The 25,150-nt window shown below is 58.6% G+C and carries 21 protein-coding genes and 1 pseudogene; 7 read left to right on the plus strand and 15 right to left on the minus strand.

The annotated features are described in order from the left end of the window. Both GHO42_RS18080 and GHO42_RS18085 read left to right on the plus strand, forming a co-directional pair. Positions 1 to 939, plus strand: a 939-nt coding sequence (locus GHO42_RS18080; RefSeq protein ID WP_256671117.1) for an amidase, incomplete at its 5' end; no start/stop codon positions are given. Positions 940 to 979: 40 nt separating this feature from the next. Further along, positions 980 to 2,323 (plus strand): MFS transporter, encoded by a 1,344-nt coding sequence (locus GHO42_RS18085; protein WP_095001631.1) that lies wholly within the window; start codon positions 980 to 982, stop codon positions 2,321 to 2,323. A gap of 74 nt (positions 2,324 to 2,397) precedes the next feature. Here GHO42_RS18085 and GHO42_RS18090 read toward each other — a convergent pair whose 3' ends face one another. From GHO42_RS18090 to hmpA, 12 genes are all read right to left on the minus strand, one after another. After that, on the minus strand, positions 2,398 to 3,627 hold the full coding sequence (locus tag GHO42_RS18090) for an efflux RND transporter periplasmic adaptor subunit (RefSeq protein WP_240043259.1): 1,230 nt from the start codon (positions 3,625 to 3,627) through the stop codon (positions 2,398 to 2,400). Further along, positions 3,614 to 5,068, minus strand: coding sequence for a TolC family protein (locus tag GHO42_RS18095; RefSeq protein ID WP_240043258.1), 1,455 nt, complete (start codon positions 5,066 to 5,068; stop codon positions 3,614 to 3,616). The genes GHO42_RS18090 and GHO42_RS18095 overlap by 14 nt, the downstream gene beginning before the upstream one ends. Then, a complete protein-coding gene (locus GHO42_RS18100) occupies positions 5,058 to 6,254 on the minus strand; it encodes an ABC transporter permease (protein WP_133145188.1) in 1,197 nt (398 codons plus the stop codon). The genes GHO42_RS18095 and GHO42_RS18100 overlap by 11 nt, the downstream gene beginning before the upstream one ends. Further along, the gene (locus GHO42_RS18105; RefSeq protein ID WP_133144796.1) at positions 6,251 to 6,958 is read right to left on the minus strand and encodes an ABC transporter ATP-binding protein; all 708 of its coding nucleotides are present in this window, start codon (positions 6,956 to 6,958) and stop codon (positions 6,251 to 6,253) included. Before GHO42_RS18105 ends, GHO42_RS18100 begins: the two co-directional genes overlap by 4 nt. A 186-nt stretch (positions 6,959 to 7,144) precedes the next feature. After that, complete coding sequence (locus GHO42_RS18110; RefSeq protein WP_133144795.1) at positions 7,145 to 7,612, minus strand: hypothetical protein; 468 nt, start codon at positions 7,610 to 7,612, stop codon at positions 7,145 to 7,147. 284 nt (positions 7,613 to 7,896) lie between these two features. Beyond that, positions 7,897 to 8,784: a heme o synthase gene (gene cyoE, locus GHO42_RS18115; protein WP_095001514.1), complete on the minus strand. Its 888-nt coding sequence runs from the start codon at positions 8,782 to 8,784 to the stop codon at positions 7,897 to 7,899. An 11-nt stretch (positions 8,785 to 8,795) separates the two neighbouring features. Continuing rightward, entirely contained in the window at positions 8,796 to 9,122 is a 327-nt protein-coding gene (gene cyoD / locus GHO42_RS18120) for a cytochrome o ubiquinol oxidase subunit IV (RefSeq protein ID WP_016779556.1), read from the minus strand. Then, a complete protein-coding gene (locus tag GHO42_RS18125) occupies positions 9,122 to 9,745 on the minus strand; it encodes a cytochrome o ubiquinol oxidase subunit III (protein ID WP_095001515.1) in 624 nt (207 codons plus the stop codon). The genes cyoD and GHO42_RS18125 overlap by 1 nt, the downstream gene beginning before the upstream one ends. Positions 9,746 to 9,748: 3 nt before the next feature. After that, positions 9,749 to 11,773, minus strand: coding sequence for a cytochrome o ubiquinol oxidase subunit I (cyoB, locus tag GHO42_RS18130; protein ID WP_095001516.1), 2,025 nt, complete (start codon positions 11,771 to 11,773; stop codon positions 9,749 to 9,751). Positions 11,774 to 11,776: 3 nt separating this feature from the next. Further along, complete coding sequence (cyoA, locus tag GHO42_RS18135) at positions 11,777 to 12,715, minus strand: ubiquinol oxidase subunit II (RefSeq protein WP_095001517.1); 939 nt, start codon at positions 12,713 to 12,715, stop codon at positions 11,777 to 11,779. A gap of 811 nt (positions 12,716 to 13,526) precedes the next feature. Next, positions 13,527 to 14,036, minus strand: a complete 510-nt coding sequence (locus tag GHO42_RS18145) for a disulfide bond formation protein B (RefSeq protein WP_095001518.1) — start codon at positions 14,034 to 14,036, stop codon at positions 13,527 to 13,529. A gap of 168 nt (positions 14,037 to 14,204) precedes the next feature. Further along, on the minus strand, positions 14,205 to 15,377 hold the full coding sequence (gene hmpA, locus GHO42_RS18150) for an NO-inducible flavohemoprotein (protein ID WP_133144794.1): 1,173 nt from the start codon (positions 15,375 to 15,377) through the stop codon (positions 14,205 to 14,207). 154 nt (positions 15,378 to 15,531) lie between these two features. Between hmpA and norR the strand changes: the two genes are divergently transcribed. The 3 genes from norR (at position 15,532) to GHO42_RS18165 (ending at position 18,675) form a co-directional block, all read left to right on the plus strand. After that, entirely contained in the window at positions 15,532 to 17,079 is a 1,548-nt protein-coding gene (norR, locus tag GHO42_RS18155) for a nitric oxide reductase transcriptional regulator NorR (RefSeq protein WP_133144793.1), read from the plus strand. A gap of 217 nt (positions 17,080 to 17,296) precedes the next feature. Continuing rightward, positions 17,297 to 18,196: a chemotaxis protein gene (locus GHO42_RS18160; protein ID WP_095001521.1), complete on the plus strand. Its 900-nt coding sequence runs from the start codon at positions 17,297 to 17,299 to the stop codon at positions 18,194 to 18,196. 5 nt (positions 18,197 to 18,201) lie between these two features. Further along, on the plus strand, positions 18,202 to 18,675 hold the full coding sequence (locus GHO42_RS18165) for a GNAT family N-acetyltransferase (RefSeq protein ID WP_133144792.1): 474 nt from the start codon (positions 18,202 to 18,204) through the stop codon (positions 18,673 to 18,675). Here the strand turns inward: GHO42_RS18165 and GHO42_RS18170 are convergent. The 3 genes and pseudogenes from GHO42_RS18170 to GHO42_RS18175 all read right to left on the minus strand — a co-directional run bounded on the left by GHO42_RS18170 (position 18,672) and on the right by GHO42_RS18175 (position 20,638). Beyond that, entirely contained in the window at positions 18,672 to 19,718 is a 1,047-nt protein-coding gene (locus GHO42_RS18170) for a methyl-accepting chemotaxis protein (RefSeq protein WP_370688595.1), read from the minus strand. The genes GHO42_RS18165 and GHO42_RS18170 overlap by 4 nt on opposite strands. Before the next feature lie 258 nt (positions 19,719 to 19,976). Next, positions 19,977 to 20,258, minus strand: a pseudogene (locus GHO42_RS26480) (PAS domain-containing protein); the annotation flags it as partial. A gap of 152 nt (positions 20,259 to 20,410) precedes the next feature. Beyond that, positions 20,411 to 20,638 (minus strand): hypothetical protein, encoded by a 228-nt coding sequence (locus GHO42_RS18175; protein WP_095001524.1) that lies wholly within the window; start codon positions 20,636 to 20,638, stop codon positions 20,411 to 20,413. Between the two features lie 270 nt (positions 20,639 to 20,908). Between GHO42_RS18175 and GHO42_RS18180 the strand changes: the two genes are divergently transcribed. Further along, positions 20,909 to 22,054, plus strand: a complete 1,146-nt coding sequence (locus GHO42_RS18180) for an efflux RND transporter periplasmic adaptor subunit (protein WP_095025446.1) — start codon at positions 20,909 to 20,911, stop codon at positions 22,052 to 22,054. Then, on the plus strand, positions 22,051 to 25,146 hold the full coding sequence (locus tag GHO42_RS18185; RefSeq protein ID WP_133144790.1) for a multidrug efflux RND transporter permease subunit: 3,096 nt from the start codon (positions 22,051 to 22,053) through the stop codon (positions 25,144 to 25,146). Before GHO42_RS18180 ends, GHO42_RS18185 begins: the two co-directional genes overlap by 4 nt. Positions 25,147 to 25,150: the final 4 nt, after the last annotated feature.

Raw genomic sequence — 25,150 nt, forward strand, 5'->3', positions numbered from 1 at the left:
GGCATCGTGCCCGTGGCCCACGCCACCGACGGCGGCGGCTCGATTCGCATCCCGGCGTCGTATTGCGGCCTGTTTGGCCTCAAGCCCACGCGCTATCGCACCCCTCAGGGCCCGGACACCTTCGAAGGCTGGTTCGGTGCCAGTTGCGGTCATGTGGTATCACGCAGCGTGCGCGACTCGGCACTGTTGCTGGACGTCAGCCACGGTCATGAAAAAGGCAGTCCCTACTGGCTCGCGCCACAGGCCATAAGCTACAGCGAGGCAGTGCGGCGCAGCCCCGGTTCGTTGCGCATCGGCGTGGTCGATCAGGCCATGACCGGCCTGGAACTGGACGCCGATATCCGCAGCGTTTTGAACACTACTGTTGATCTGCTGTTGGGTCTCGGACATCGGGTAGACCCCGTGACCCTGCCCGTCGACCCGCAGCAGGTATACGGCGCTCACGGCGCCGTGGGTGCAGCCGCACTGCTGGCCGCCGTGCGTGACCGCGAAACCGTCCTCGGCCGCCCGTTGCACGCTGACGAGCTGGAGCCCGTCAGCCGTTATCTGGTCAACAATGCCACTTCGGCCACCGCCGAAAACCTGTACCGTGCCCGACGCAGTTTCGAATTGATCGGCAGTCGCATGGAACACCTGTTCGACGACTATGACCTGCTGCTCAGTCCGGTCACCTCGCAGATCACTCCCGAATTGAAAGTGGCCAGTCTGGATCAGGATTACCCGCACTACATCCAGGGCATCATCGGCAGCATCGGCTACAGCGTACTGGCCAATGTCAGTGGCCAGCCGTCCATGTCGGTGCCGCTGGGCACCAGCAGCAGCGGCTTGCCCATCGGCATGATGTTCAGTGCAGGCTGGTGCCGCGAAGACCTGTTGTTCCAATTGGCCGGGCAACTCGAACAGGCAAGCCCCTGGGCTGATCGACGCGCACCGCTGTAAGCCACTCAACCGATGAACACTGCTCGATGGGATTGAAATGATGAATAACCAAATCTCCGGATTTCGCCGTCATTACACCTTGTTTGTGTTGTTCCTGATTTCGGCGGTCAGCCTGATCGACCGTCAGGTCATGGGCGTTGTGATTGAACCGATCAAGGCCGAATTTCACGTTTCCGATACCCAGATCGGCCTGCTTACAGGTCTGGCCTTTGCTCTGGTCTACTGCCTGTTTGCGATCCCGTTGGGGCGCTTTGCCGACCGTGGCCATCGGCGCAACCTGATCGGCTGGTGCTGTGCGTTCTGGAGCGTGATGGCCATGCTTTGCGGCTTTGCCAGTAACTTCTGGACCCTGGCCCTGGCACGCATCGGCGTGGCAGTGGGCGAGTCGGGCAGCGGCGCAGCATCGATGTCGATGATCGCCGACCTCTACCCGCCCCATCAGCGCTCCAAGGCCATCAGCGTATTCATGCTCGGAGCGCCCATCGGCGCCTTGCTGGGCATGAGCCTGGGCGCCTATATCGCGTACTACCACGGCTGGCGCGAAGCCTTTATCTGGATGGCGCTGCCTGGTATCGCTGCCGCTGTATTGCTGCGGTTTACGGCTGCCGAACCATTGCGCGGCTTATGGGAGAAAGCCCGTGAGTCGCGCCCAGCCGTGCCCCATGAAAGCGTGATGCAAGTGATGCGCGTGGCCTGGGCGTCGAAAACCTTTGTACGTATTGCCCTGGCCGGGGCGCTGCTGGCGTTTGCCAGTTATGCGTTCAGTATCTGGAGCACTGCATTTCTGGTACGCAGCCACGGGCTGACGCTCAAGGACGCAGGCATCATCATGGGCCTGGCAGCCGGGCCGGGGGCCATTATCGGCTCTCTGTCCAGCGGCTGGTTGAGCGCCTGTCTGGCCCAACGCGACAGCCGCTGGCAATTGGGCGTGCCGATCGTCGGGGCACTGCTGGCCTTGCCGATGTCGATTGCCTTCGCGCTGTACCCGGCCGGTCATCCCTGGACGCTGGGTGCGCTGCAAGTGCCCCAGGCAACGGTGTTCATGTTTGGCATGTCGGTGTTCGGCATGTGGTGGATGGCACCGAGCTACACCGCCATTGCCCAACTGGTGGCGCCTGAGCGCCGCGCAACCATGATCGCCCTCTACAACTTCGGGATCATGGCCATCGGTGCAGGTTTCGGCCCATTGGCCGTGGGTGTGCTGAGTGATCACCTGACCCCGCTAATGGGCATCAATGCCCTGCGCTGGTCGCTGGTCATCTGTTCCGGGGGTTATCTGCTGGCGAGCGGGTTGTTGATCAGCGTATTGCGGCCGTACGGGATCGCAGCCGGTCTTGCCAATGTACTGCCGGTGTTGCCGACGGCCAAAATGCGCACGGCCTGACAATCACTATGGGGGCCGGCTTTGCTCCGCAGCCTGTATCGCGGACAGCCCGCTCTCCAGAGGGTTGCAGCCAATCACTTGACCCGGACGAAACCGGACTCCACACCGAACACTTCAAGCCCATCCACAGTGGACTGGCCTATGGTGATGGCTCGACGCTCAACCGGGGCGTCCAGCCCGTCGCGATACTCGACAGACAGGGTATCACCGTCCCTCTCGACGGCTTCGTGGGGGATGATGAAACTGTTGTCGTTGCGGTAGGTAACGATGGTCATCCGGGCGCTCATGCCCAGCCTCACACGCTTGAAATCACCACCGGAAGGCTGGTTAACCGTAATGGTGAGCGGAAACCTTGCTGCACTGCCCTCATTTTGATCCTGTACGGCCAGTTGACTGATAGAACTGATATAGCCACTCAGGGCTGCCGAAAAACCCTCTCCGGTAATCCTGACTTCCTGATTAAGAGAAAACTTGCTGACGTCGGACTCCGATACCTGGGTGATGACCTTGAGCCCGCTCATATTGGCCAGTTTGATCATCTGCTGGCCCATGCTGAAAAGCGCACCTTTGTGCAACGTCACGGCATCACCACCTGTTGACTGCGGGCCTCCCAGTGACAACACAACACCCGAGTACGGCGCGTAGAGCGTCTTGTGCGCCAGCAATGCGTTCAGTTGTTTATGGATGACACTGGCGTTGCGCAGCTCCATCTCGGCAATGGTTCTGGCCTCCCCCCTGCCGGTTGCCAGCACAGTGTCGAGTTCGGAAGTAGCTGCCGCCAGCTCCAGCGCTTGCAGGTCACGCTGTTGCTTCAAGCTGTCGCGCTCATTACGGGGAACAATGCCTTTTTGATATAACGCCTCGACTTGCGAAAGCTCCAGTTCAAGGTTTTGCATGGCCAGCTCGGCCACCCTGAGTGACCGCTTTGCCCGCACCACCTGCGGATCGTTGGTCCAGGTTCTGAACGTTTCGACTACCTGCTGCTGCTTCAACTTGTTCGCCAGCGCATCCCTGACCTTGATTTCAAGCAACGCCGTATCGAAAGAAAGAAGGACCTGCCCCTCTTCGACCGACATGCCGGGGCTTAACTCATGGGCCATCAAAACCCCTTCAAAAGGGGCATTGAGTACGCTGGTTTCAACCGGTTCTACCCTGCCCACCAGGCCGATTTCATGTTCCAGCTTCTGCCTGCTGACGGCGACCCAAACCTCTGTGTCTTCAGGGACTGAGGAAGTGAACAGGGTCCACCCTGAGGCGAGCAGCAGGACAAGGATAAGGACGCTGAACGGTTTAGAAATCCTCAAGAGAAATCTCCCAGTTTTCCAGCAGCACGCCCAGCAGTACATCGCGTCGGGCCCTGGCATCCAGGTATGAAATCCTCGCATTCAGATTCGCCTCCTCTGCCGCTCGCAGGTCTGACTCGAAGCTGATGATCTGGAAGTTGCTCGAGCGCCCGACATTCAATTTGTCGGTCTCGATGGCCAGTTTGCGGCGGGACAGGTCCGTGAGCCGCTGCGAGATTTCAAGCTGGCGCCACTGGGTTTTCAACCCCCGCACCGAGTCGGTTACCTGGCGTTCAAGATCCATGCGTGCCTCTTGCTGGATCAGTGCTTGCTGCTCTACCTGGGTTCGCGCATGTACTTTGCCTTGTCGCAGGGCCATATCTGCGATGGGGATTTCCAGCTTCAGGCCGGTATAGCTGTCCCAGGATCTGCCACCACCCCGGGTACCCTGTTCGCGTAACTGATTGACCCCTGCCACCCACGACAGATCCCAAAGAGCCTGATCTTGTGCAACCAGCAGATTGATTGAGGCCACTTCACTCTGCAGCAACGTCGCCAAAAACTGAGGCTGGTTTCTCTGCGCCAGTTCAAGCGCCGCGGTCCGATCGACTTCAGGTCGGGTGACCTCCAGGGTTCCGGAGGCATGGATGCTCGTCGACAGGTCGAGGGCCAATAGCTTGAGCAGCGATAAGCGGCTGCTTTCCAGCTGATTGCCGGCCTCTTCGAGCGCCAGTTGCTGAGACGCTATATCCGCTTCAATCTGGACCGTTTCAAACTCGGCCACACGCCCCGAGGCAATCAGCAATCTATTGACCTCCAGCAACGAAACGGCCCGCGCCAAAGCCTTGCTGGCGAGGGCTACCTGGCTCTGCGATTTGAGCAGGCCGTGATAGGCCGAGATGATGTCGTAGAGGGTCTGCGACACGCTGGCCTTGGCAGTCAGCCGGTTGATCTGCCCTGTCAATCTGGCCAGGCGCAGAGGCGCAGTCGTGACATCTTTGCCCGCGCCCCGGAGCAGCGGTTGAATGACCGTCAGCTCCATACCCTCACTTTGCAGCTCCCCCGTATTCTTTGAAGCATTGAGCTGTTGCTTCCAGCCGAGTTCCAGGCGGGTTCCATACTCGCCCAGCACACTGACGCTGGGCTTGGCTTCACTGGCCCGCCCCCGGTCTGCACTGCCTCTGGAAAGCATATGGGTTGCGCTCAACTTGAGTTGCGGGTTGAATCTGTCTTGCGCCACGCGCAGGTCGAACCTCTCGCGCAAGCGTTGAAGCTTGAGGCTGCGAATGCTGTAGTTACTGCGCATACCCAGTGCAACGGCTTCGGCCAGCGACAGGTTGATAACGTGCTCGCTCAACAGCGCCGTGTTTTGGTCCGGCAAGCCTGGTTGTGCAACCGCCAGCGCGGACTGCAGCAACACGCCATATGCCGCGCCCATAAACCCTGCGCGTCTAATAATCACGAAGGGCCTCCACGGGGGGCAGGCGAGAGGCTGCGATGGCCGGTTTCAAACCAAAGAACACACCCACTGCAACGGTGCTGATCACGCCCAGGGGGATAGCATTTGCGGCTATGTCGAATGCCCAGCCCGACACCCGGGCATAGACATAAGCCAGCACCATCCCCAAGCCTGCCCCCAATACAGCACCGGTAGTGCTGAGCACCACCGCCTCAATCAGGAACAGATTGCGGATGTCATGGCGACGGGCGCCAATAGCCATGCGCAGTCCGATTTCGATGCGGCGTTCATAAACGTTCATGTACATGATGTTCATCACCGCCACACCGCCTCCCACCAGCGTGATCCCGCCCAGGGCCATCAAAAGGTAATGGAACGTGCGACTCTGGCGGTTCATGCCTTCAATCATTTGCTGGGGCGTAATCACCTCTATTGTTCGTGACATGAACGCCCGGGTCAGCCTGTCCTGCATCGTCGGGACAACACTGGCACTTTTGTTATGCGGCGGGATGCGCACAATCAGGTCATTGATCCTCGCCTCAGCGGCAACACGGGCAAGGCCCTGCAGCGGTACAAATACCGAGTCATCGACGAAAATCGGACTGAGCATCGACTCGGGTCTGGGCTGCAATACACCGACAACCTTGAACAGGTAATTCTTAAGCCTGAGCCAGTCACCCACACGAATCCGCGTCCCCCCCTGGCTCAGCGAAACGGCCACCTTATGGCCGAGGACCACTGCATTTTCAGACTGATCAAAGGTGTGTAAAAACCGCCCGTCGCTCATCGACAGTTTCATTACCTCAAAGAGCGAAGGCAGCGTCCCGACCAGACGAACATCGGCTGTCTTGCGATTGAACCCGGCCTCCAGCGACACGATCGCAGCAGGTGCGATCAACAGGTCTGCCAGGTCGAGTTTGTTGAGTGCCTCAATGTCAAAGGAGAGACGTGACTCTTGAGTGCCCGGCTTGTCAGCGAGCAGTACCGAAAGGCTATCAACGCCCATGTCCTGAAAGATCAGGGCGACATCATGCCGTGCGTTATGCCCGATATTAATGACCGCAATGATTGAAGCGCTGCCGATCACAATGCCCAGAAGCGCCAGGGCCGAACGTTTGCCCAGTGTACGAAGGCTGTCTACAGCCTCGGTTAGTGTCTGTATCAGTGCCGAGGGGAGCAAAGTGCTCAGGGCTCGCACTTGCGCACCTCCTCAACCCGGCCGCCGTGCACCATGACCTGCCTGTGCATAAGTTGCGCAACCTGATGGTCATGGGTAACAACCACAAGGGTGACCCGCTGCTCCTGCTGGATCGACAGCAGCAGTTCCAGAATGGCACTGGCGGTCTGGCCGTCGAGACTGCCAGTCGGTTCATCGGCCAGTATCAGCGACGGTTGCCCAACCAGCGCACGGGCAATAGCCACGCGCTGCTTTTGCCCACCGGACAGGTCGGCGGGCATAGAATGGGCCCGCTGAGCCATCCCCACGCGCTGCAACATCTGCAGCGCCTGAGCCATGGACTGATTACGGTCGATGCCCCGATAACGAAGCGGCAAGGCTACGTTTTTGATAACGCTCAGGCGCGGGATCAAATTGAAGTTCTGAAAGACAAAACCTATATGCATCTTTCGAAGAGCTGCCAGTTCATCACTGTGCATTGCACAAACGGGCTGCCCCATAAGCAGGTACTCACCCTCGTCGGCAAAATCCAGCAGGCCGATGAGATTGAGCAATGTACTTTTACCGGAGCCAGACGGGCCGATGATGGCACAGGTGTCGCCAACCCCAAGTTCGAAGTCGACATTGCGGATTACGGGAATCAAAGCTCTATTGTGTGAATAGCACTTGCCAACGCCTTTCATTGATATGATTTTCACATCAGCCAAAACACCCATTATTTTTTAACATCCGCAGTAGCTGCATCAACTGCAAGCCAGGGGCTTCTTACACAATTTCCACTCCGTGCACGTCTGCTTATCATGAGCAAGTTCTGCTCTATAAACTTCTTTTTGTTACAGACTGCCGACCGACAAGAAAGAGCGCAAACCCCTCATATTTAAAACAGGGTTCAGGCAGCCGGTTTAAAACCTTATAGCTTCAGTCCAGCAACGCGGGTCCGGGCCTGACTTGTCAAAAATAAATTCATAGAAAGCCTCGACCCTGGCGTTGCCCACAGCCAGATTCTGACGCACAAGGTTTAGATCGTGCCATTTGCCGTCCTGGATCATGCGGTCCGGCGAGTACACCATGTTGCCACGATCAAGGTTCGGAGCTTTGCCGGCACTCAGATTAACATTGGCTTTGTTACCACCACTCTGGCCATTGAGACGGGTAATCTTGTATCGCTTGGTATGTACCCATTTACCGGTCTGAAAGTGCCGACCGGCTGTCCCTTCAATAACGCCTATAAAATTACCCGCTTTGCACGTTAGCGTGAAATCATGGTTTTTACCTATGCCAACCGGGATATCCCTGGCAACACTGACCTCAACAAAAGTACAAACAAGAAAACCAACAGCAAGTGCTTTTTTTATGGAAACCAGGAACACCGTACCCTCCTTGCATCTTAAATAATTATTGAATCAGGCCGGTACATTCGAACACCGATAAACAATAAAAAATATAAGGCGAGTTATCCGCACAACGTAGGAAATTGCGAAAGTTACTTGGTTTCTGTTTATCACCGCTGCCCTGTTTCACCCCAGCTACAACGCATAACCCGCCGCCCGTTTTTCACGGTATTACGCCACACAACACAGCGAACGAGCCTGTACAAAAGCCATAAAAAAACCCCGCTCTTCTTTCGAAGGCGGGGTTTTTCACTCTGGACAGATCAGTGCGCGTAAGTCAGTAACAACTCGGCAGGCGCTTTGAAATCCAGGGACATCATGACGCTCAGCGCGGTGATGGTGAAGATCGAGAACACGAACAGCTTGCGTGCCCAGACCTTGTCGTCGACGGCCTTGTAGCCCGTCCACGCCATGTACAGCCAGTACATGCCCATCGCAGCTGCCACGGCCATGTAGCTCATGCCGGCGTAACCGCCGAGGGTGAGCATCAGGGTCGCGATCAGAAACGCGAGGATGTAGAGCAGGATGTGCTTCTTGGCAACCTTGATCCCGCGCTTCACTGGCAACACCGGAATCGATGCAGCCAGGTAATCGTTGAAGCGGAAGATCGCGATGGCGTAGGAATGCGGCATCTGCCACAGGCTGAACATCACCAGCAAGGTCATTGCAGCCATGTCGAAGCTGTTGCTCACAGCTACATAGCCGATGACCGGAGGCATTGCACCCGACAGACTGCCGATAAGCGTGCCGTGAACCGACTTGCGCTTGAAGTACAGGCTGTACAGACCGACGTAGATCACGAAACCGATCGCGGCGAACAGAGCCGCCAGCGGGTTGGCTACGCGATACAACAGGTACAGGCCGGCGCCCCCCAGCAGGGTGGCGTAAACCAGCGCCACCTTGAGGGAGATCAGGCCTTGAACCAGTACGCGGTTCTTGGTGCGGTCCATCTTGATGTCAATGTCGCGGTCGATGCAGTTGTTGAACACACAACCGGACGCTACCACCAGGGAGGTGCCGATTACCGCGGCCAGGAACAGGGCAAGATCGAAATGCCCCTTCGAGGCCAGGAAGAACCCGCCTGCCACAGAAAGCACGTTACCGAAAATGATCCCCGGTTTGGTGATTTGGATAAAGTGCTTGAAGGACATCGGGTCTTACCTCACTTCGCCATCATTTCAGTGTGGATGCTGAACATGATCCACAGGGACAAGCCCACCAGCAGCACAATTACCAGCGCAGCAAATACCAGCGCGGTGACGTTGTTGCGTTGTGCAGGCGAACGGTCCAGGTGCAGGAAGTACACCAGGTGAACAACCACTTGCACCACGGCGAACAACAGTACGATCGCCAGGGTGGTGAATTTGGGCAGCGATGGGTACATCACCAGCCCGAACGGAATAACGGTCAGGATCACCGACAGGATGAAGCCGATCGCGTAGGACTTCACGCTGCCGTGGTTGGCGCCGTCGGAATGTGCGTTAGCCATTACAAAGTCCCCATCAGGTAAACAACGGTGAATACGCAGATCCACACCACGTCCAGGAAGTGCCAGAACAGGCTCAGGCAGCTCAGGCGGGTCTTGTTGGTCGAGGTCAGGCCGTTTTTCTGCACCTGGTACATCATGATCGCCATCCAGATCAGACCGCTGGTCACGTGCAGACCGTGGGTACCGACCAGGGTGAAGAAGCCAGACAGGAAGCCCGAACGGCTAGGGCCGTAGCCCTCGGAGATCAACAGGTGGAACTCGTTGATTTCCATGGCGATGAAGCCTGCACCGAGCAGGAAGGTCATGGCCAGCCAGAACAGCACCTGCTGTTTCTTGCCCTTGAACAACGCCAGCATGGCGAAGCCGTAGGTGATCGAACTGAACAGCAGCAGGGCAGTTTCACCCAGTACGTACGGCAGTTCGAAGATGTCGTGGCCCGACGGGCCACCTGCAACGTTGTTTACCAATACCGCGTATACCGCGAAGATCGATGCAAACAAGATGCAGTCGGTCATCAGGTAGAGCCAGAAACCAAAAATGGTTGTCTCGCCCGCGTCGTGGTGTTCCTCATGCTCATGGTCGTGACCATGAGCGTGTCCAGCAGTGGTCGCTAAGTTCGACATGGTTTAAGCCTGTTCCAACTTGGTTTCAACACGAGTAGCCGGAATTGCTTTGGCGGCTACCAGACGCTTGTGCTGCTCGGCCTCGATACGCTCGATGGTCTCGACCGGCACCATGTAGCCTTGGTCGTCACGGGCGGCGTGAGCAACGAAGACAACAACCGTACCTACCAGACCCACGATGGCCAGCCACCAGATGTGCCAGATCATCGCGAAACCGAAGACGGTCAGCAAAGCACCCATGTACACACCAGTAGCGGTGTTGTTAGGCATGTGGATAGGCGAGTACTTGGCCGGAACCTGGTACGCAGTGCCGTTTTCCTTGGCTTCGGTGAACGGGTCGATACCGTCGACTTTTGGCAGTACAGCAAAGTTGTAGAACGGTGGTGGCGACGAAGTCGACCATTCCAGCGTGTGAGCATTCCATGGATCGCCGAATTCGCAGGCGTTCTCTGGCTTGTTGCGGTCACGGACGCTGACATACAGCTGGATCAGCTGGCTGGCGATACCCATGGCAATCAGTACTGCGCCGAACAGGGCTACGTACAGGTAAGGCACCCACTCAGGGTTGGTGCTGGCATTCAGACGACGGGTCATGCCCATGAAGCCCAGTGCATAGAGCGGCATAAAGGCGATGAAGAAGCCGACGATCCAGAACCAGAACGCGCGCTTGCCCCAGGTTTCGTTCAACTTGAAGCCGAACGCTTTCGGGAAGTAGAAGCTGAAGCCTGCGATGTAACCGAATACTGCGCCGCCGATGATCACGTTATGGAAGTGAGCAATAACGAACAGGCTGTTGTGCAGTACGAAGTCAGCACCCGGGATGGCCAGCAGTACGCCAGTCATGCCGCCGATGGCGAAAGTCACCATAAAGCCCAGGGTCCACAGAACCTGGCTGGTGAAGCGCAGACGGCCCTGGTAGATGGTGAACAGCCAGTTGAATAGCTTCACCCCCGTCGGGATCGAAATCAGCATCGTCGCCAGACCGAAGAAGGCGTTGACGCTGGCACCCGAACCCATGGTGAAGAAGTGGTGCAGCCAAACCATGAAGCCCAGCACCGAGATCGCGCCGGAGGCGTAGACCATCGAGTGGTGACCGAACAGACGCTTGCCGGTGAACGTGGAGATAACTTCGGAGAAGATACCGAACGCCGGCAGAATGAGGATGTACACCTCAGGGTGACCCCACGCCCAGAACAGGTTGACGTACATCATTGGATTGCCACCAAGTTCATTGGTGAAAATGTGGAAATCCATGTAACGGTCAAGTGTCAGCAGTGCCAGGGTAGCGGTCAGGATCGGGAACGAAGCCACGATCAGGACGTTTGCCCAGGTGCAGGTCCAGGTGAAGATCGGCATGTCCATCAGTTTCATGCCTGGAGCACGCATCTTCAGTACGGTCGCCAGGAAGTTAACCCCGGTTAACGTCGTACCTAACCCCGATAGCTGTAGAGCCCAGATGTAGTAATCCATCCCCACGCCCGGACTGTACTGCAAGCCCGACAGCGGCGGATAGGCAACCCAACCGGTCTTGGCGAACTCGCCGACGCCCAGCGACAGGTTGACCAGCACAACGCCGGACACCAGCAGCCAGAAGCTCAGGGAGTTGAGGAACGGGTAGGCCACGTCACGGGCGCCGATCTGCAGCGGCACTGCAAGGTTCATCAGGCCGGTGAAGAATGGCATCGCCATGAAGATGATCATGATCACACCGTGAGCGGTGAAGATCTGGTCATAGTGTTCAGGTGGCAGGTAGCCAGGCGAACCCTCGGTGGCCATGGCCAGCTGGGTACGCATCATGATTGCGTCGGCAAAGCCGCGCAGCAGCATGACCATGGCGACGATGATGTACATCACGCCGATTTTCTTGTGGTCGACTGACGTTAGCCATTCGGTCCACAGGTAGGTCCACTTCTTGAAATACGTGATTGCTGCAAACAGTGCCAGACCACCCAGCGCGATCATGGCGATGGTCACCATCACGATCGGCTCGTGGAACGGGACCGCTTCCCAACTTAATTTACCAAACATCGTTTACTCCTCTGCCCCGGCAGCTGAATGCGAACTCATGTCCACCACATCGGTCCCGGCCACTTCTTTCTTCTCGTGCTTCACCGGCTTGCCTGGCGTCATACCTTCGTACTTGTCGACGATTTTCTGAAACAGGTTCGGTGTGTACGAGGAGAACAGTTCAACGGGGTTGTTCTGACTTGGCTTGCTCAAGGCTTCGTATTCAGCTTGGTCAAGCTGTTTAGGTGATGCTTTGACTTCACTTACCCAAGCATCGAAATCAGCCTGAGTAGTCGCGATCGCTTTGAATTTCATGCCCGTGAAACCGGCACCGCTGTAGTTGGCAGAGATGCCTTCCATTTCAGCGTTGCGGTTGGCAATCAGGTGCAGCTTGGTCGTCATCCCGGCCATGGCGTAGATCTGACCGCCCAGGCCTGGAATGAAGAACGAGTTCATGACCGTGTCAGAGGTGATACGGAAATTGACCGGGGTGTTGGCCGGGAACACGATCTTGTTGACGGTAGCGATACCCTGTTCCGGATAGATGAACATCCACTTCCAGTCCATTGCCACCACTTCGATGGTAATCGGCTTGACGTCGGACTCGAGCGGACGATAAGGGTCCAGCGCGTGGGTCGACTTGTAGGTGATCACGCCCAGGGCGATGATGATCAGAATTGGCACAGTCCAGATCACGACTTCGATCTTGGTGGAGTGCGACCATTTAGGTGTATAGGTAGCGCTGGTGTTCGACGCGCGATATTTCCACGCGAAGACGAGGGTCATAATGATGACCGGCACCACGACCAGAAGCATCAGCAGTGTTGCAGTGATGATCAGATTCCGCTCTTCGATCCCGACCTGCCCCACCGGATCGAGCAATGTCATGTTGCAACCTCCCAGCAGCAGCGTGCCGAAAAGTGGCAATAAGCCAAGGAGTCTGGGGTACCTTTTTTTAGTCATCTCACGACCTCTAAAACAGCTTGCACAATGCAGTTGGTTTTTTTCGCCAACACTTCGCCCTGCCAAGGGTTGGCTCTTTTCCGGAATTGAATGAAAGCCTGCTCTATCACCATCAGGCGAACGGGCAAAATTCCGGGTTAGCAGTGATTTCTTATTCGATACGTGGTCAATGGCCTTGTCACAGACCAATTCCATTTGGTGCGGAACTTAGAAGGGTTGCCAGTACCTGGGAGTCGCATGGGACGCCTGTATTGAACAACCCAGTCGGCCTTCAACTTCCCGCTTGGGCTCAGGGATGAGCAGGCTGGACGTTCAGTGCGGGCGATTGTAGTTAGGTAGCTCTCTATAAACCATGTCTCATCCCGAAATAATTCTTATCGGGTACGGTAACAATCCCTGCCTATTATTACGCCAAGCGTTCAAGCCCCCCCTTGAAACAGAGTTGTAGCACGTCTTTAGCCCTGCACTTTTATGCCCCTTTTTAGCGCATGAACACACCCCCCTGACCCCGCCTGAACGCCCAAATAAAAAGGGCTACAGCCGATTTGCGTTGAGTCTCGCAACCCTGATTTCAACCCCTTTGCCAGCGTCAAAATGCCTCAGCTGGGTTACACGAAGTCATACGTTTAAAAGACCACTGGTCAGACCAAAACCAGCCCTGCGACACCCTGCGCGTGACAATATGTCGCAGTGTCGCACAGCCTTTTTCGACGTGAGGATCACGCCTTCTTTACATTTGCGCAGGGACAAAAAAACGCCCCGCACTGCCGAAGGAAGCACGAGGCTGCTCAAGCAAAAATTGGTGGCTGGCTCAGCTCGATTGTTTCCGGTTGCGATAGATGCCCAGTGGCACCAGCACCGCAGTCATTACAAAGGCCACCAGTGCCCACTGTGCCAGCGACAGACCAAGCACCGGCGGGTATGGGGTGGAGCAAAACCCGTCGACCTGAAACCCCAGGGGGAACACGGCTGCCAACGGCAGACCATCGACGATTGGCTGCAACACATCAAGACCGCAGCTCACGGCCGGGTGAGCGAGGATATAGACGTGGCGCCCGGCGGCGGCAATACCACCGATGGCACTGAGCACCACCAGCACTTCAAACACGGTGAGGCTGCGCCGGCCAGGCATGGCTGCACCGATAAAGGCAAAGATCGCGATCAGCAGCAGTGCATAGCGTTGCAGGATACACAGCGGGCAAGGTGCCTCGCCGAGCACGATCTGCATGTACAGCGCGCCGCCGATCAGCGCCAGGCAGATCACCCCGAGCAGGACCAGGAAGCGTTTCTCCCGGCCCAGTTGCAACATGTCATTGGTCATCCCGCGTCCCTTTGCCTGATTATGTGTAAGCCGCACAGTTTACACCCAGACCCCGGGCCTGGATGTATCTGAACGTTGCAGGAAAAGTGGCGCAAGGGGATTAATGGGGGATTAAGGTCTTGCCTGCCTCTTGTAGCAGCCTTCGTTCCTCGGCAGCTGCCACGCGCCCTACTTCAGCTCGGCTGCCGGGCCGAAGAACTCGTAGCGGCTTTGCTGCTCCGGCACACCCAGGGCTTTGAGATGACGCTTGACCGCCCCCATAAAGCCTTTTGGCCCCAGGAAGTAGGCATCCAGGTCACGCTCTTGCGGTAACCACTGAGCCAGTACTTCTTCGGTCAAAAGCCCTACATGATTTGCAGACTCGCCCTGCTCGTCATAGCAGTAGAAACGCTTCAATTGCGGATGCTGGTCTGCCAGTTCATCGATCCATGTGCGGAAGGCATGCACATCGGCATTGCGGGCACAGTGGATAAAGTGGATCGGGCGTTTTGTCGCCAGGGCCGCTTCAAGCATCGCCAGGGTCGGTGTTATGCCCACACCGCCACTGATCAGCACCAGCGGTTTTTCGCTATTGGCCAGGGTGAAGTCGCCCGCTGGCGGGAACAGCTCCAGGGTATCGCCCACATTCAGACGGTCGTGCAGGAAGTTTGACACCACCCCACCCTTCTCGCGCTTGACGCTGATACGGTAGCGACCGACCTGAGCCAGCGCCGACAGTGAGTAGTTGCGACGCACTTCTTCGCCATCGATCATGAGTTTCAGACCGATATACTGGCCCGGGGCAAAGTCGAGGATCGGTTGCTGGTCTACCGGGCGGAAGTAAAACGAAGTGATTTCAGCACTTTCCTGGATTTTGGCAGCCAGTTTGAACTCGCGCCCGCCGCGCCAGCCGCCGGGTGCTGCAGCTTTTTCGTCGTAGATGGCAGCTTCGGCACCGATCAGGATATCGGCCAACTGGTTGTAGGCCGCTCCCCAGGCGCTGAGCACTTGCGGGGTCGCGATGTCGCTGCCCAGCACTTCTTCAATAGCCCGCAGCAGGCAGCTGCCAACAATTGGGTAGTGCTCAGGGAGGATTTGCAACGCAACATGCTTGTTGATGATCCGGGCCACCAGATCGCCCAACTGGTCCAGCTGATCGATGTGCCGTGCATACATCAGCACGCCGTTGGCCAGTGCTCGCGGCTGGTCGCCACTGGCCTGGTTGGCCGGGTTGAACAGCGAACGCACTTGCGGGTATTCCGAAAGCATCATGCGATAGAAGTGGGTAATCAGTCCTTCACCGCCGCTTTCCAGCAGTGGCACGGTAGATTTAACGATGGCACGATCCTGAGCAGTAAGCATATGGGTGACTCCTGAGCACTTAGGCTTCAACAATTACCCTTTACTTATCAGTTTCCGTGCCAACAATTAAACCCTTTAAAATCAGCAAGTTAATACAAATATAGTCATTTTGACACGAGTTACTATATAGTCATAAAGACTACGCGAGGTCAAAATGACTGCAAAACTGCTACTGACCACCCTGCTGCCGCTGGTGGACGATCTGTCCCGTGATCTGCCCGAGAGCGAACGCTATCGCCGCTTGCTGCACGCGCTGCGCACCCTGCTGCCTTGCGATGCCGCAGCCCTGCTGCGACTGGATGGCGAATGGCTGGTGCCGTTGGCTGTTGATGGCTTGAGCCTGGACACCCTGGGGCGGCGCTTCAAAGTCAGCGAGCACCCGCGCTTTCAGGCTTTGCTCGCAAGTCCAGGGCCCACCCGTTTCCCCAGCAACTGCGAACTGCCAGACCCCTACGACGGCCTGGTCGACGGGCTGGCCGAACACCTGGAAGTCCACGACTGCATGGGCTGCCCGCTGTTTGTCGAAGAGCGCCCATGGGGGCTGCTAACCCTCGACGCACTGGATTCCAAACGCTTCGAGCCGGTCTCGCTGGATGACCTGCAGGCCTTTGCCAGCCTGGCTGCCGCTACGGTCAATGTGGCTCAACGGATCGAACGGCTGGCATTGCGGGTCGAGGATGAGCAGCGCAAGGCCGAACTCTATCGGCAAGCCAATGGCTCGCCCAACAAGGAGCTGATCGGCCAGAGCAAGGTGCACAAACGCTTGCTGGAAGAAATTGCCCTGGTGGGCGGCAGCGACCTGACGGTACTGATAACCGGTGAAACCGGTGTCGGCAAGGAGCTGGTGGCCCAGGCTATTCACGCAGCCTCGCCACGGGCAGACAAACCGCTGATCAGCCTTAACTGCGCGGCCTTGCCCGACACGCTGGTTGAAAGCGAACTGTTCGGCCATGTGCGCGGTGCCTTTACCGGTGCCACCAACGACCGACGCGGCAAGTTCGAGCTTGCCAACGGTGGCACGTTGTTTCTGGATGAAGTGGGCGAGCTGTCGCTGACCGTGCAGGCCAAGCTGTTGCGGGTGCTGCAAAGCGGGCAGTTGCAACGCCTGGGCTCAGATCAGGAGCACCGGGTCGACGTACGCCTGATCGCAGCCACCAACCGCGACCTGGCCGAAGAAGTGCGCAGCGGTCGCTACCGCGCCGACTTTTACCATCGCCTTAGCGTTTACCCGCTCAGGGTGCCAGCCTTGCGCGAACGCGGCCGTGATGTGTTGCTGCTGAGCGGCTTTTTCCTGGAGCAAAACCGCTCGCGCATGGGCCTGGGCAGCCTGCGCCTGAGTCCCGACGCGCAGGCGGCGCTGGTGCAGTATTCCTGGCCGGGCAATGTGCGCGAACTGGAACACCTGATTGGCCGCAGCGCCCTTAAAGCCTTGGGCAATTGCAGCTCGCGGCCGCGCATCCTGACCCTGACGGCGGCGGATCTGGATTTGCCGACCTCCGGCGCCAGCGCTGCGCCGATCGCCCCCCAGAGCCTGTCGGATGCCGTGGGCGACTTGCGCCAGGCCACTGAAAATTACCAGCGCCAGCTGATCAGCACCTGCCTGGAACGCCATCAGCACAACTGGGCCAGTGCGGCGCGGGAGCTGGGGCTTGACCGGGCAAACCTGGCCCGCATGGCCAAACGGTTGGGCCTGAAACCCTGATCCCGTAGCAGCTGCCGAGGAACGCAGGCTCGACAGCTGCAGGAACACTGCAACTGTGGGAGCGAGCCTGCTCGCGAAGGTCGTTCGCGAGCAGGCTCGCTCCCACAATAGGGCTTGACCTGCAACAGAGTATCTACAAGGGGATTTATGCCGGCCGGTTAAAGCCCGTAACATTCAGGTCGATAACCCCGTATCGCTCCCAGCACAGAAGATTTTTATGTCATCGAACAATGCCCGCGCAGACTCACTCTCCCTTCTGCTCTTCACTCTGCGCAGCGGCAAGTTGTTGGCGATCAACCTGCTCAAGGTCAGTGAAATCATTCCCTGTCCGCCGCTGACCAAAATGCCCGAGTCCCACCCCAATGTTAAAGGCATCGCCGTGTTGCGCGGCGCGGCACTGTCGGTAATCGACCTGAGCCGTGCCATCGGCGAGCAGCCGCTGCTCGACCCGGACGCTGGTTGCCTGATCGTCACCGATGTCAGCCGCTCCAAACAGGGGCTGCATGTGCAGGCGGTGAGCAAAATCGTGCACTGCCTGAGCACCGATATCCGTCCGCCGCCCTACGGCTCTGGCAAGCGCTCGTATATCACCGGTGTGACCCAGGTCGACGGTGTACTGGTGCAAGTGCTGGATATCGAAAAAGTAATCCACGGCATCGCCCCGGCCAAGGTCGAGGACGCCAGCGACAGCCTCAGCAAAGAAGAGTCAAAACTGCTGGCCAATGCCCGCATTCTGGTGGTGGATGACAGTCAGGTGGCCCTGCAACAGTCGGTCATTACCCTGCGCAACCTGGGCCTGCATTGCCACACCGCACGCAGCGCCAAGGAAGCCATCGAGCGGTTACTGGAGCTGCAAGGCACGCCGGATCAGATCAACGTGCTGGTGTCGGATATCGAAATGTCGGAAATGGATGGCTACGCCTTTACCCGTACCGTGCGCGACACCCCGGACTTTGCCCATCTGTATGTGCTGCTGCACACCTCGCTCAACAGCGCGATGAACAGCGAAAAGGCGCGCCTGGCGGGGGCCAATGCGGTGCTGACCAAGTTCTCTTCGCCGGAGCTTACACAGTGCTTGATCCTCGCCGCGCGCACGGTTGCCGAGCAAGGTTACTGAGTAGCATGAGCCAGTATTGCCTGTTGCTGCGCAAAGATTTGCGCCAGCCATTGCCACCGGCCCACTGGCCCCAGGGCTTCACCCTGGTGGCACTCACCGAGGAGCTGCTGCAACCGGTACATGCCCTGATCAGCCTGAGCCATACCGACGGCACCGGTAGCATCCAAACCCTGCAGGACTGGCAACACGGCCTGCAGCATGACCCCGAGTACGATCCCGCACTGTGTTTTGTGATCCTCCTGGAGGGCCAGGCCGTTGCGGTTGCCCAGGCCTGGACCAGCGCCTACCTCAAGGATCTGGCGGTACACCCGCACCACCGGGGCCGGGGCTTGGGCGGCGCACTGCTCAACCATGTCTTTGCCGTTTTCCGCCAGCGCCGTGAGGCTTGCCTGGATCTCAAGGTCATGGAGCACAACCACAACGCCCGGCGCCTGTACGACAAGCACGGCATGACCCTGATCCAGCGCGAGGCGCTTTAGCGCCGGGTTTGCCAGAACTCTTGCGCAAGCGAGCGCAAACCTGCGGCCAGCTCGGCGACATCCCCTGAATGGCGATGGCTCTGTTGCCCGGCATCCACAGTGACGTCACAGGCACTGCGAATCCCGGCGATATTACGGTTGATATCTTCACTGACCACGCTTTGCTCTTCGACCGCCGAGGCGATCTGCACACTCATCTCGGTGATCTTCTGAACTTGTGCACTGATCCCGTCCAGCGCGCAACTGGCCAGTTGGGTCTGATTGACACTGCTCTGAGCGTATTCACTGCTTTGCTGGATGACCTGCACCGCCGCCCGGGCACCTTCTTGCAGAGCGCTGATCATGGCCTGGATTTCACTGGTCGACTGCTGCGTACGCTGGGCCAGACCACGGACCTCATCGGCCACCACGGCAAAGCCGCGGCCCTGATCACCTGCGCGGGCCGCTTCGATAGCGGCGTTGAGCGCCAGCAAATTGGTTTGTTCGGCAATACTGCGGATCACTTCCAGCACCGAGGAAATATCGCTGCTGTGACTTTCCAGATGATGCACCACCTCGGTGGCTCGCTCCAGCTCCGTCGCCAGGTGCTGCACCGTGCTGCGGCTTTGCGTCACCAGCTGATGGCCTTCACGGGTTTCACTTTGCACCCGATCGGCTGCTTGCGACGCCTGCTGGGCGTTGATCGCTACCTGCGCCACACTCGCCGCCATTTCGTTGATAGCAGTGGCCACCTGATCGGTCTCCAACTGTTGATTCAAGGTGCTGGCATGGCTGCTTTGCAGATGCTGAACCAGTTCGCTGGCGTGCCCGGCCAATCGCTGCGAGGCATCACCGATACGCCCCACCACAGCGCCGACCTGGGCCTCAAGCATATGCAGGGCAAACTCGATCTGGCCGAACTCATCACGGCGCCCGGTATAAATCTGCTGGCTCAACGGATTGTCGCCAACGCCTTTGGCGCGACGGGTCAATGCATGCAAAGGCCGCAGCAACCAGGCAATGGCCAGCGAACTCAACAGACTGCCCAGCAGCCAGATCAACAGCCCGGCCTGTGCGTCAACGCTGGCCAGCCACAGCGTGCCCACGGCTGTAACGGCGCCAAATACGGCACTGACAAACAATGCCAGCCTGCCCCCCAAGCCAAGGCGCAAGCCGGCCGGCAACAGCGGCTTGCGCCCCGAGCGTAGAGCGGCGTAGTGGGCCTCGGCGACCGCGACACGTTCAGGAGTCGGGTGGGTACGCACGGATTGGTACTCGACGGTCTCGCCATTTTTCATCACCGGCGTGACATAGGCGCTGACCCAATAGTGATCACCGTTTCTGCAACGGTTTTTCACCATACCCATCCACGAGCGCCCCGCCTTGAGGGTCTGCCACATATGGCTGAAAGCGGCGGGCGGCATGTCGGGATGGCGCAGCAGGTTGTGCGGGGTGCCCAGCAACTCGCTCAGTTCATAACCGCTGACCTCGATAAAGTCAGGGTTGGCGTAGGTGATGGTGCTGTCGAGATCAGTGGTGGAGAGGATGTTGGCGTCGGGGGCAAAATCAACGGGTCGGCCGGTAATCGGTAGATTGATTTTCATGACGGGCGCGCTCGGATTATTAGAGAAGAGTCGGCAGGGTCGTCGACTCTAAGCGCACCTATTAAGCAAATACTGATCTGGCGCATGACTAAAGGAGTTAATCAGGCCTGAACAAACACTAATGGCATATTGCCACTTTTTAGGGCATAAAATTAGCGTTTGCCCATGGTTTTGCGGGTGCCATGAGGGGGCGCGTTAGGGGTTTTATCATGACCGCCGAGGCCGCTTTTTTGGTAGTACGCCTTGCCCTGGGACTTGGCCTTGGCAAACTCCGATGGCTTGAACGGAAAAGTGAACGCAGGAATGACCGGTTTTTCCGGGGTATCGAGGTTCTCGGTGCTCACGGCATCAGGAGCGGTCGTTGGTGTAGGAGAAGTCATGAAAGCTCCGATATACGGGAAATAAACAGGCCGGATGGCGCAAGACCGCCCAGTATACCTGCGCACCCTGTATAGGTTGCACTCGCTGGTCGTAAAAATAATCCAACCCGCGGTGAAAACCCGTGACGTAGCAGCTGCCGAAGGAACGAGGCAGCTGCTACAAACCTTAAAGCTGTCACAAATGTCAGTTAGCCGTCACCGTTATGACCGGGTCCACACGCTATAACCTTTCTATAAGCCCCCATTCCACGCACACGGCGTCTATCCGGCATGCCCAATAAAACCAAAAAAATCTTGCTGGGCACGCTGCTGATTGCCCTGATGGGTAGCAGCGTCTGGTGGCTCAATCGCCCGGCGCCCGGCAAATCGGCAGGTAGCGCGCCAGTGCCGGTGCGGGTCGTGCAAGTCCTGCAACAGGATGTACCGCGCTATATCAACGGGATTGGCGCCGTACTGTCGCTGCACAGCGTCATCATACGTCCGCAAATCGACGGCATCCTCACGGGTATTCGGGTCAAGGAAGGCCAGACGGTCAAGGCTGGCGACCTGCTGGCTACTCTCGATGACCGCTCGATAAAGGCCAGCCTGGATCAGGCCAGGGCCCAACTGGGACAAAACCAGGCGCAACTGCAGGTCGCATTGGCCGACCTCAAGCGCTATCAGTTGTTGAGCGTGGACAATGGCGTGTCCCGGCAAACCCTCGATCAGCAGCAAGCCCTGGTCAATCAGCTCAAGGCTTCGGCACAGGGTGATCAGGCGGCGATTGCCGCGGCACAGGTGCAGTTGTCCTATACGCAAATCCAGTCCCCGGTCAGCGGGCGCGTGGGCATTCGCGCAGTAGATGCGGGTAACTTTCTAAGGGTCAGCGATGCCCAGGGGCTGTTTTCCGTGACCCAGATCGCCCCCATTGCCGTGGAGTTTTCCCTGCCCCAGCAGCACTTGCCCCTGCTCCACGACTTGCTCACGGCCAAACAACCGGCCCGGGTCAAAGCCTTTGTAGGCAATACCGACAGCAGCGGCACGCAACTGGGCGAGGGCCGCCTTAGCCTGATCGACAATCAGGTCTCGGCAACCACCGGCACAATCAAGGCCAAGGCTCAGTTCGACAACTCCACGCAAAGCTTGTGGCCCGGCCAGCTGGTCAATGTCGAAATCCAGACCGGACTGGACCGCAACGCCCTGGTGGTGCCACCGCAAGTGGTGCAGCGCGGGCTGGATAATTACTTCGTCTACCGGGTCAGCGGCGACAAGGTCGAAACCGTTCCCGTGCAGCTGACTTTTCAGGACACCGAACTGAGCATCATCACCGGCGTCAACCCCGGCGACACACTGGTCAGCGATGGCCAGTCGCGGCTCAAGTCCGGCTCGCGGGTTGAAGTCCTGAGCGGGCCAACGGCTGCCCGGGTGCAGCCATGACCCGCAGCCGCTCGGTGTCCGCCTGGTGTGTCGATCACCCGGTCGCCACGGTATTGCTGACCTTCGCCCTGGTGCTGGTGGGGCTGATTGCCTTTCCCCGGTTACCCGTGGCGCCCTTGCCCGAGGCGGAATTCCCGACCATCCAGGTATCTGCGCAATTGCCCGGCGCCAGCCCGGACACCATGGCGTCTTCGGTGGCAACGCCCCTGGAGGTGCAATTCAGCGCCATCCCCGGCATGACCCAGATGACCTCCAGCAGCGCCCTGGGCTCGACCACCCTGACCCTGCAATTCACCCTCGACAAAAGCATCGACACCGCCGCGCAAGAGGTTCAGGCAGCGATCAACACCGCGTCCGGCAAACTGCCCAAGGACATGCCGACCCTGCCGACCTGGAAGAAGGTCAACCCGGCCGACAGCCCGGTACTGATCCTCAGCATCAGTTCGCTGCAGATGCCAGGCACTGAACTGAGCGATTACGTCGAAACCCTGCTGGCCCGGCAAATCAGCCAGATTGATGGTGTGGGCCTGATCAATATCACCGGTCAGCAACGCCCGGCGATCCGCGTCCAGGCCTCGGCCGACAAGCTGGCGGCCATCGGCCTGACCCTGGCCGATATCCGCCTGGCGATCCAGCAAACCAGCCTCAACCTGGCCAAGGGCGCGCTGTATGGCCCGTCGAGCATTTCTACGCTGTCGACCAACGACCAGTTGTTCGACGCGGATGAATATGGCCAGTTAATCGTCTCGTACAAGGATGGCGCCCCCGTGCAGCTACGGGATGTGACACGGGTTATCAACGGTTCCGAGAACGACTATGTTCAGGCCTGGTCGGGCCACCAGCCGGGGCTCAACCTGGTGATTTCGCGCCAGCCGGGGGCCAATATCGTCGACACGGTAGACCGCATCCAGGCCGCCCTGCCCGGTCTGCAGGCCATGCTTCCGGCTTCGGTCGAAGTGACGGTGCTGAGCGATCGCACCAAGACCATTCGCGCCTCCCTGCATGAAGTGGAAATCACCCTGCTGATCGCCGTGCTGCTGGTGGTTGCGGTGATGGCGCTGTTTTTGCGCCAGTGGTCGGCCACGCTGATTGTGTCGGCGGTACTCGGCGTGTCGCTGATCGCCAGTTTCGCACTGATGTATGTGCTGGGCTTCAGCCTCAACAACCTGACGCTGGTGGCCATTGTGGTGGCGGTGGGCTTTGTGGTGGACGATGCGATTGTGGTGGTGGAGAACATCCACCGCCATCTGGAAGCCGGAGAAAGCATGCGCGACGCAGCGATCAAGGGCTCCAGCGAGATCGGCTTTACCGTGGTATCCATCAGCGTCTCACTGGTGGCCGCATTTATCCCGCTGCTGTTTATGGGCGGGGTGGTCGGGCGGTTGTTCAAGGAGTTCGCCCTGACCGCGACCTCGACCATCATGATTTCCGTGGTGGTATCGCTGACCCTGGCGCCCACACTGGCCGCGCTGTTTATGCGCACACCGGAACACAAGCCCGATGCCAGGCCGGGCTTTGGCGAGCGCCTGCTGGGCCTCTATGAAAAAGGCCTGAAGCGGGCCCTTGCGCATCAGCGATTGATGCTGGGGATTTTCGCCGTGACCCTGGCCATGGCTATCGCCGGCTATGTGTTGATCCCCAAGGGCTTTTTTCCGGTGCAGGACACCGGCTTTGTACTCGGCACCACCGAGGCGGCGTCCGACATTTCATTCCCGGACATGACGCAAAAGCATCTGGCGCTGGCCGAGATCATCGGCAACGACCCGGCCGTGCAGGCGTTCTCCCATGCCGTGGGCGTGACCGGCAGCAACCAGACCATCGCCAACGGCCGCTTCTGGATTGCCCTCAAGGACCGCGGCCAGCGCGACGTGTCGGCCAGCGAATTTATCGACCGCATTCGCCCGCAACTGGCCAAGGTGCCTGGCATCGTGCTGTACCTGCGTGCCGGCCAGGATATCAACCTCAGCTCGGGCCCCAGTCGTAGTCAGTATCAATATGTGCTCAAGAGCAACGATGGTCCGACGCTCACCACCTGGACCCAGCGCCTGACCGAAAAACTGCGCGCCAATCCGGCCTTTCGAGATCTGTCCAACGACCTGCAACTGGGGGGCAGCATCACCCATATCAGCATTGACCGTAATGCGGCGGCGCGCTTTGGCCTGACCGCCACCGATGTCGATGAAGCACTGTACGACGCCTTCGGTCAGCGCCAGGTCAATGAGTTCCAGACCGAGACCAACCAGTACAACGTGATTCTGGAAGTCGACGCGCAGCAGCGTGGCAAGGCCGAAAGCCTCAATTACTTCTACCTGCGCTCGCCGCTGACCGGGGAAATGGTGCCGCTGTCGGCCGTGGCCAGGGTCGATGCGCCCATCAGCGGGCCGTTGTCCATCAGCCATGACGGCATGTTCCCGGCCGCCAACCTGTCGTTCAACCTCGCCCCCGGCGTGGCCCTGGGCGATGCGGTGCTGATGCTCAATCAGGCAAAAAACGACATCGGCATGCCCGGCACCATCAGTGGCAACTTTCAGGGCGCCGCCCAGGCCTTTCAAAGTTCGCTGGCCAGCCAGCCGTGGTTGATCCTCGCGGCGCTGGTGGCGGTGTATATCATTCTGGGGGTGCTGTACGAGAGCTTTGTACACCCGCTGACCATCATCTCCACCCTGCCCTCGGCCGGGCTTGGCGCGCTGCTGATGCTGTGGATATGTGGCCAGGATTTCTCGATCATGGCGCTGATCGGATTGGTGCTGCTGATCGGTATCGTCAAGAAAAACGGCATCCTGATGATCGACTTTGCCCTCGATGCCCAGCGCACCCGTGGCCTGAGCCCCGAAGAGGCCATCTACCAGGCGTGTATCACGCGGTTTCGGCCGATCATCATGACCACTCTCGCCGCGCTGCTCGGCGCCCTGCCGCTGATGCTGGGCTACGGCACCGGCGCCGAACTGCGCCAGCCTCTGGGGATTGCCGTTGTCGGCGGGCTGCTGGTGAGCCAGGCGCTGACGCTGTTTACCACGCCGGTCATATACTTGTGGCTTGAACGACTGTTCCATCGTTCCAAACCCGTCAGCTTGCTGGCGACGAATCACTGAGGCG

Origin of the sequence: Pseudomonas sp. FSL R10-0056 (assembly GCF_009600105.1) — a bacterium.
In the GTDB taxonomy this organism is placed as follows: Bacteria; Pseudomonadota; Gammaproteobacteria; order Pseudomonadales; family Pseudomonadaceae; genus Aquipseudomonas; species Aquipseudomonas bubulae.

What these genes read in the sequence shown, in the direction of transcription:
- GHO42_RS18085 (WP_095001631.1), top strand. Translation starts at nt 980, where the DNA reads ATGAATAACCAAATCTCCGGATTTCGCCGTCATTACACCTTGTTTGTG.
- GHO42_RS18105 (WP_133144796.1), bottom strand. Translation starts at nt 6,958, where the DNA reads ATGGGTGTTTTGGCTGATGTGAAAATCATATCAATGAAAGGCGTTGGC.
- cyoE (WP_095001514.1), bottom strand. Translation starts at nt 8,784, where the DNA reads ATGTCCTTCAAGCACTTTATCCAAATCACCAAACCGGGGATCATTTTC.
- cyoD (WP_016779556.1), bottom strand. Translation starts at nt 9,122, where the DNA reads ATGGCTAACGCACATTCCGACGGCGCCAACCACGGCAGCGTGAAGTCC.
- GHO42_RS18125 (WP_095001515.1), bottom strand. Translation starts at nt 9,745, where the DNA reads ATGTCGAACTTAGCGACCACTGCTGGACACGCTCATGGTCACGACCAT.
- cyoB (WP_095001516.1), bottom strand. Translation starts at nt 11,773, where the DNA reads ATGTTTGGTAAATTAAGTTGGGAAGCGGTCCCGTTCCACGAGCCGATC.
- cyoA (WP_095001517.1), bottom strand. Translation starts at nt 12,715, where the DNA reads ATGACTAAAAAAAGGTACCCCAGACTCCTTGGCTTATTGCCACTTTTC.
- GHO42_RS18145 (WP_095001518.1), bottom strand. Translation starts at nt 14,036, where the DNA reads ATGACCAATGACATGTTGCAACTGGGCCGGGAGAAACGCTTCCTGGTC.
- hmpA (WP_133144794.1), bottom strand. Translation starts at nt 15,377, where the DNA reads ATGCTTACTGCTCAGGATCGTGCCATCGTTAAATCTACCGTGCCACTG.
- norR (WP_133144793.1), top strand. Translation starts at nt 15,532, where the DNA reads ATGACTGCAAAACTGCTACTGACCACCCTGCTGCCGCTGGTGGACGAT.
- GHO42_RS18160 (WP_095001521.1), top strand. Translation starts at nt 17,297, where the DNA reads ATGTCATCGAACAATGCCCGCGCAGACTCACTCTCCCTTCTGCTCTTC.
- GHO42_RS18165 (WP_133144792.1), top strand. Translation starts at nt 18,202, where the DNA reads ATGAGCCAGTATTGCCTGTTGCTGCGCAAAGATTTGCGCCAGCCATTG.
- GHO42_RS18175 (WP_095001524.1), bottom strand. Translation starts at nt 20,638, where the DNA reads ATGACTTCTCCTACACCAACGACCGCTCCTGATGCCGTGAGCACCGAG.
- GHO42_RS18180 (WP_095025446.1), top strand. Translation starts at nt 20,909, where the DNA reads ATGCCCAATAAAACCAAAAAAATCTTGCTGGGCACGCTGCTGATTGCC.
- GHO42_RS18185 (WP_133144790.1), top strand. Translation starts at nt 22,051, where the DNA reads ATGACCCGCAGCCGCTCGGTGTCCGCCTGGTGTGTCGATCACCCGGTC.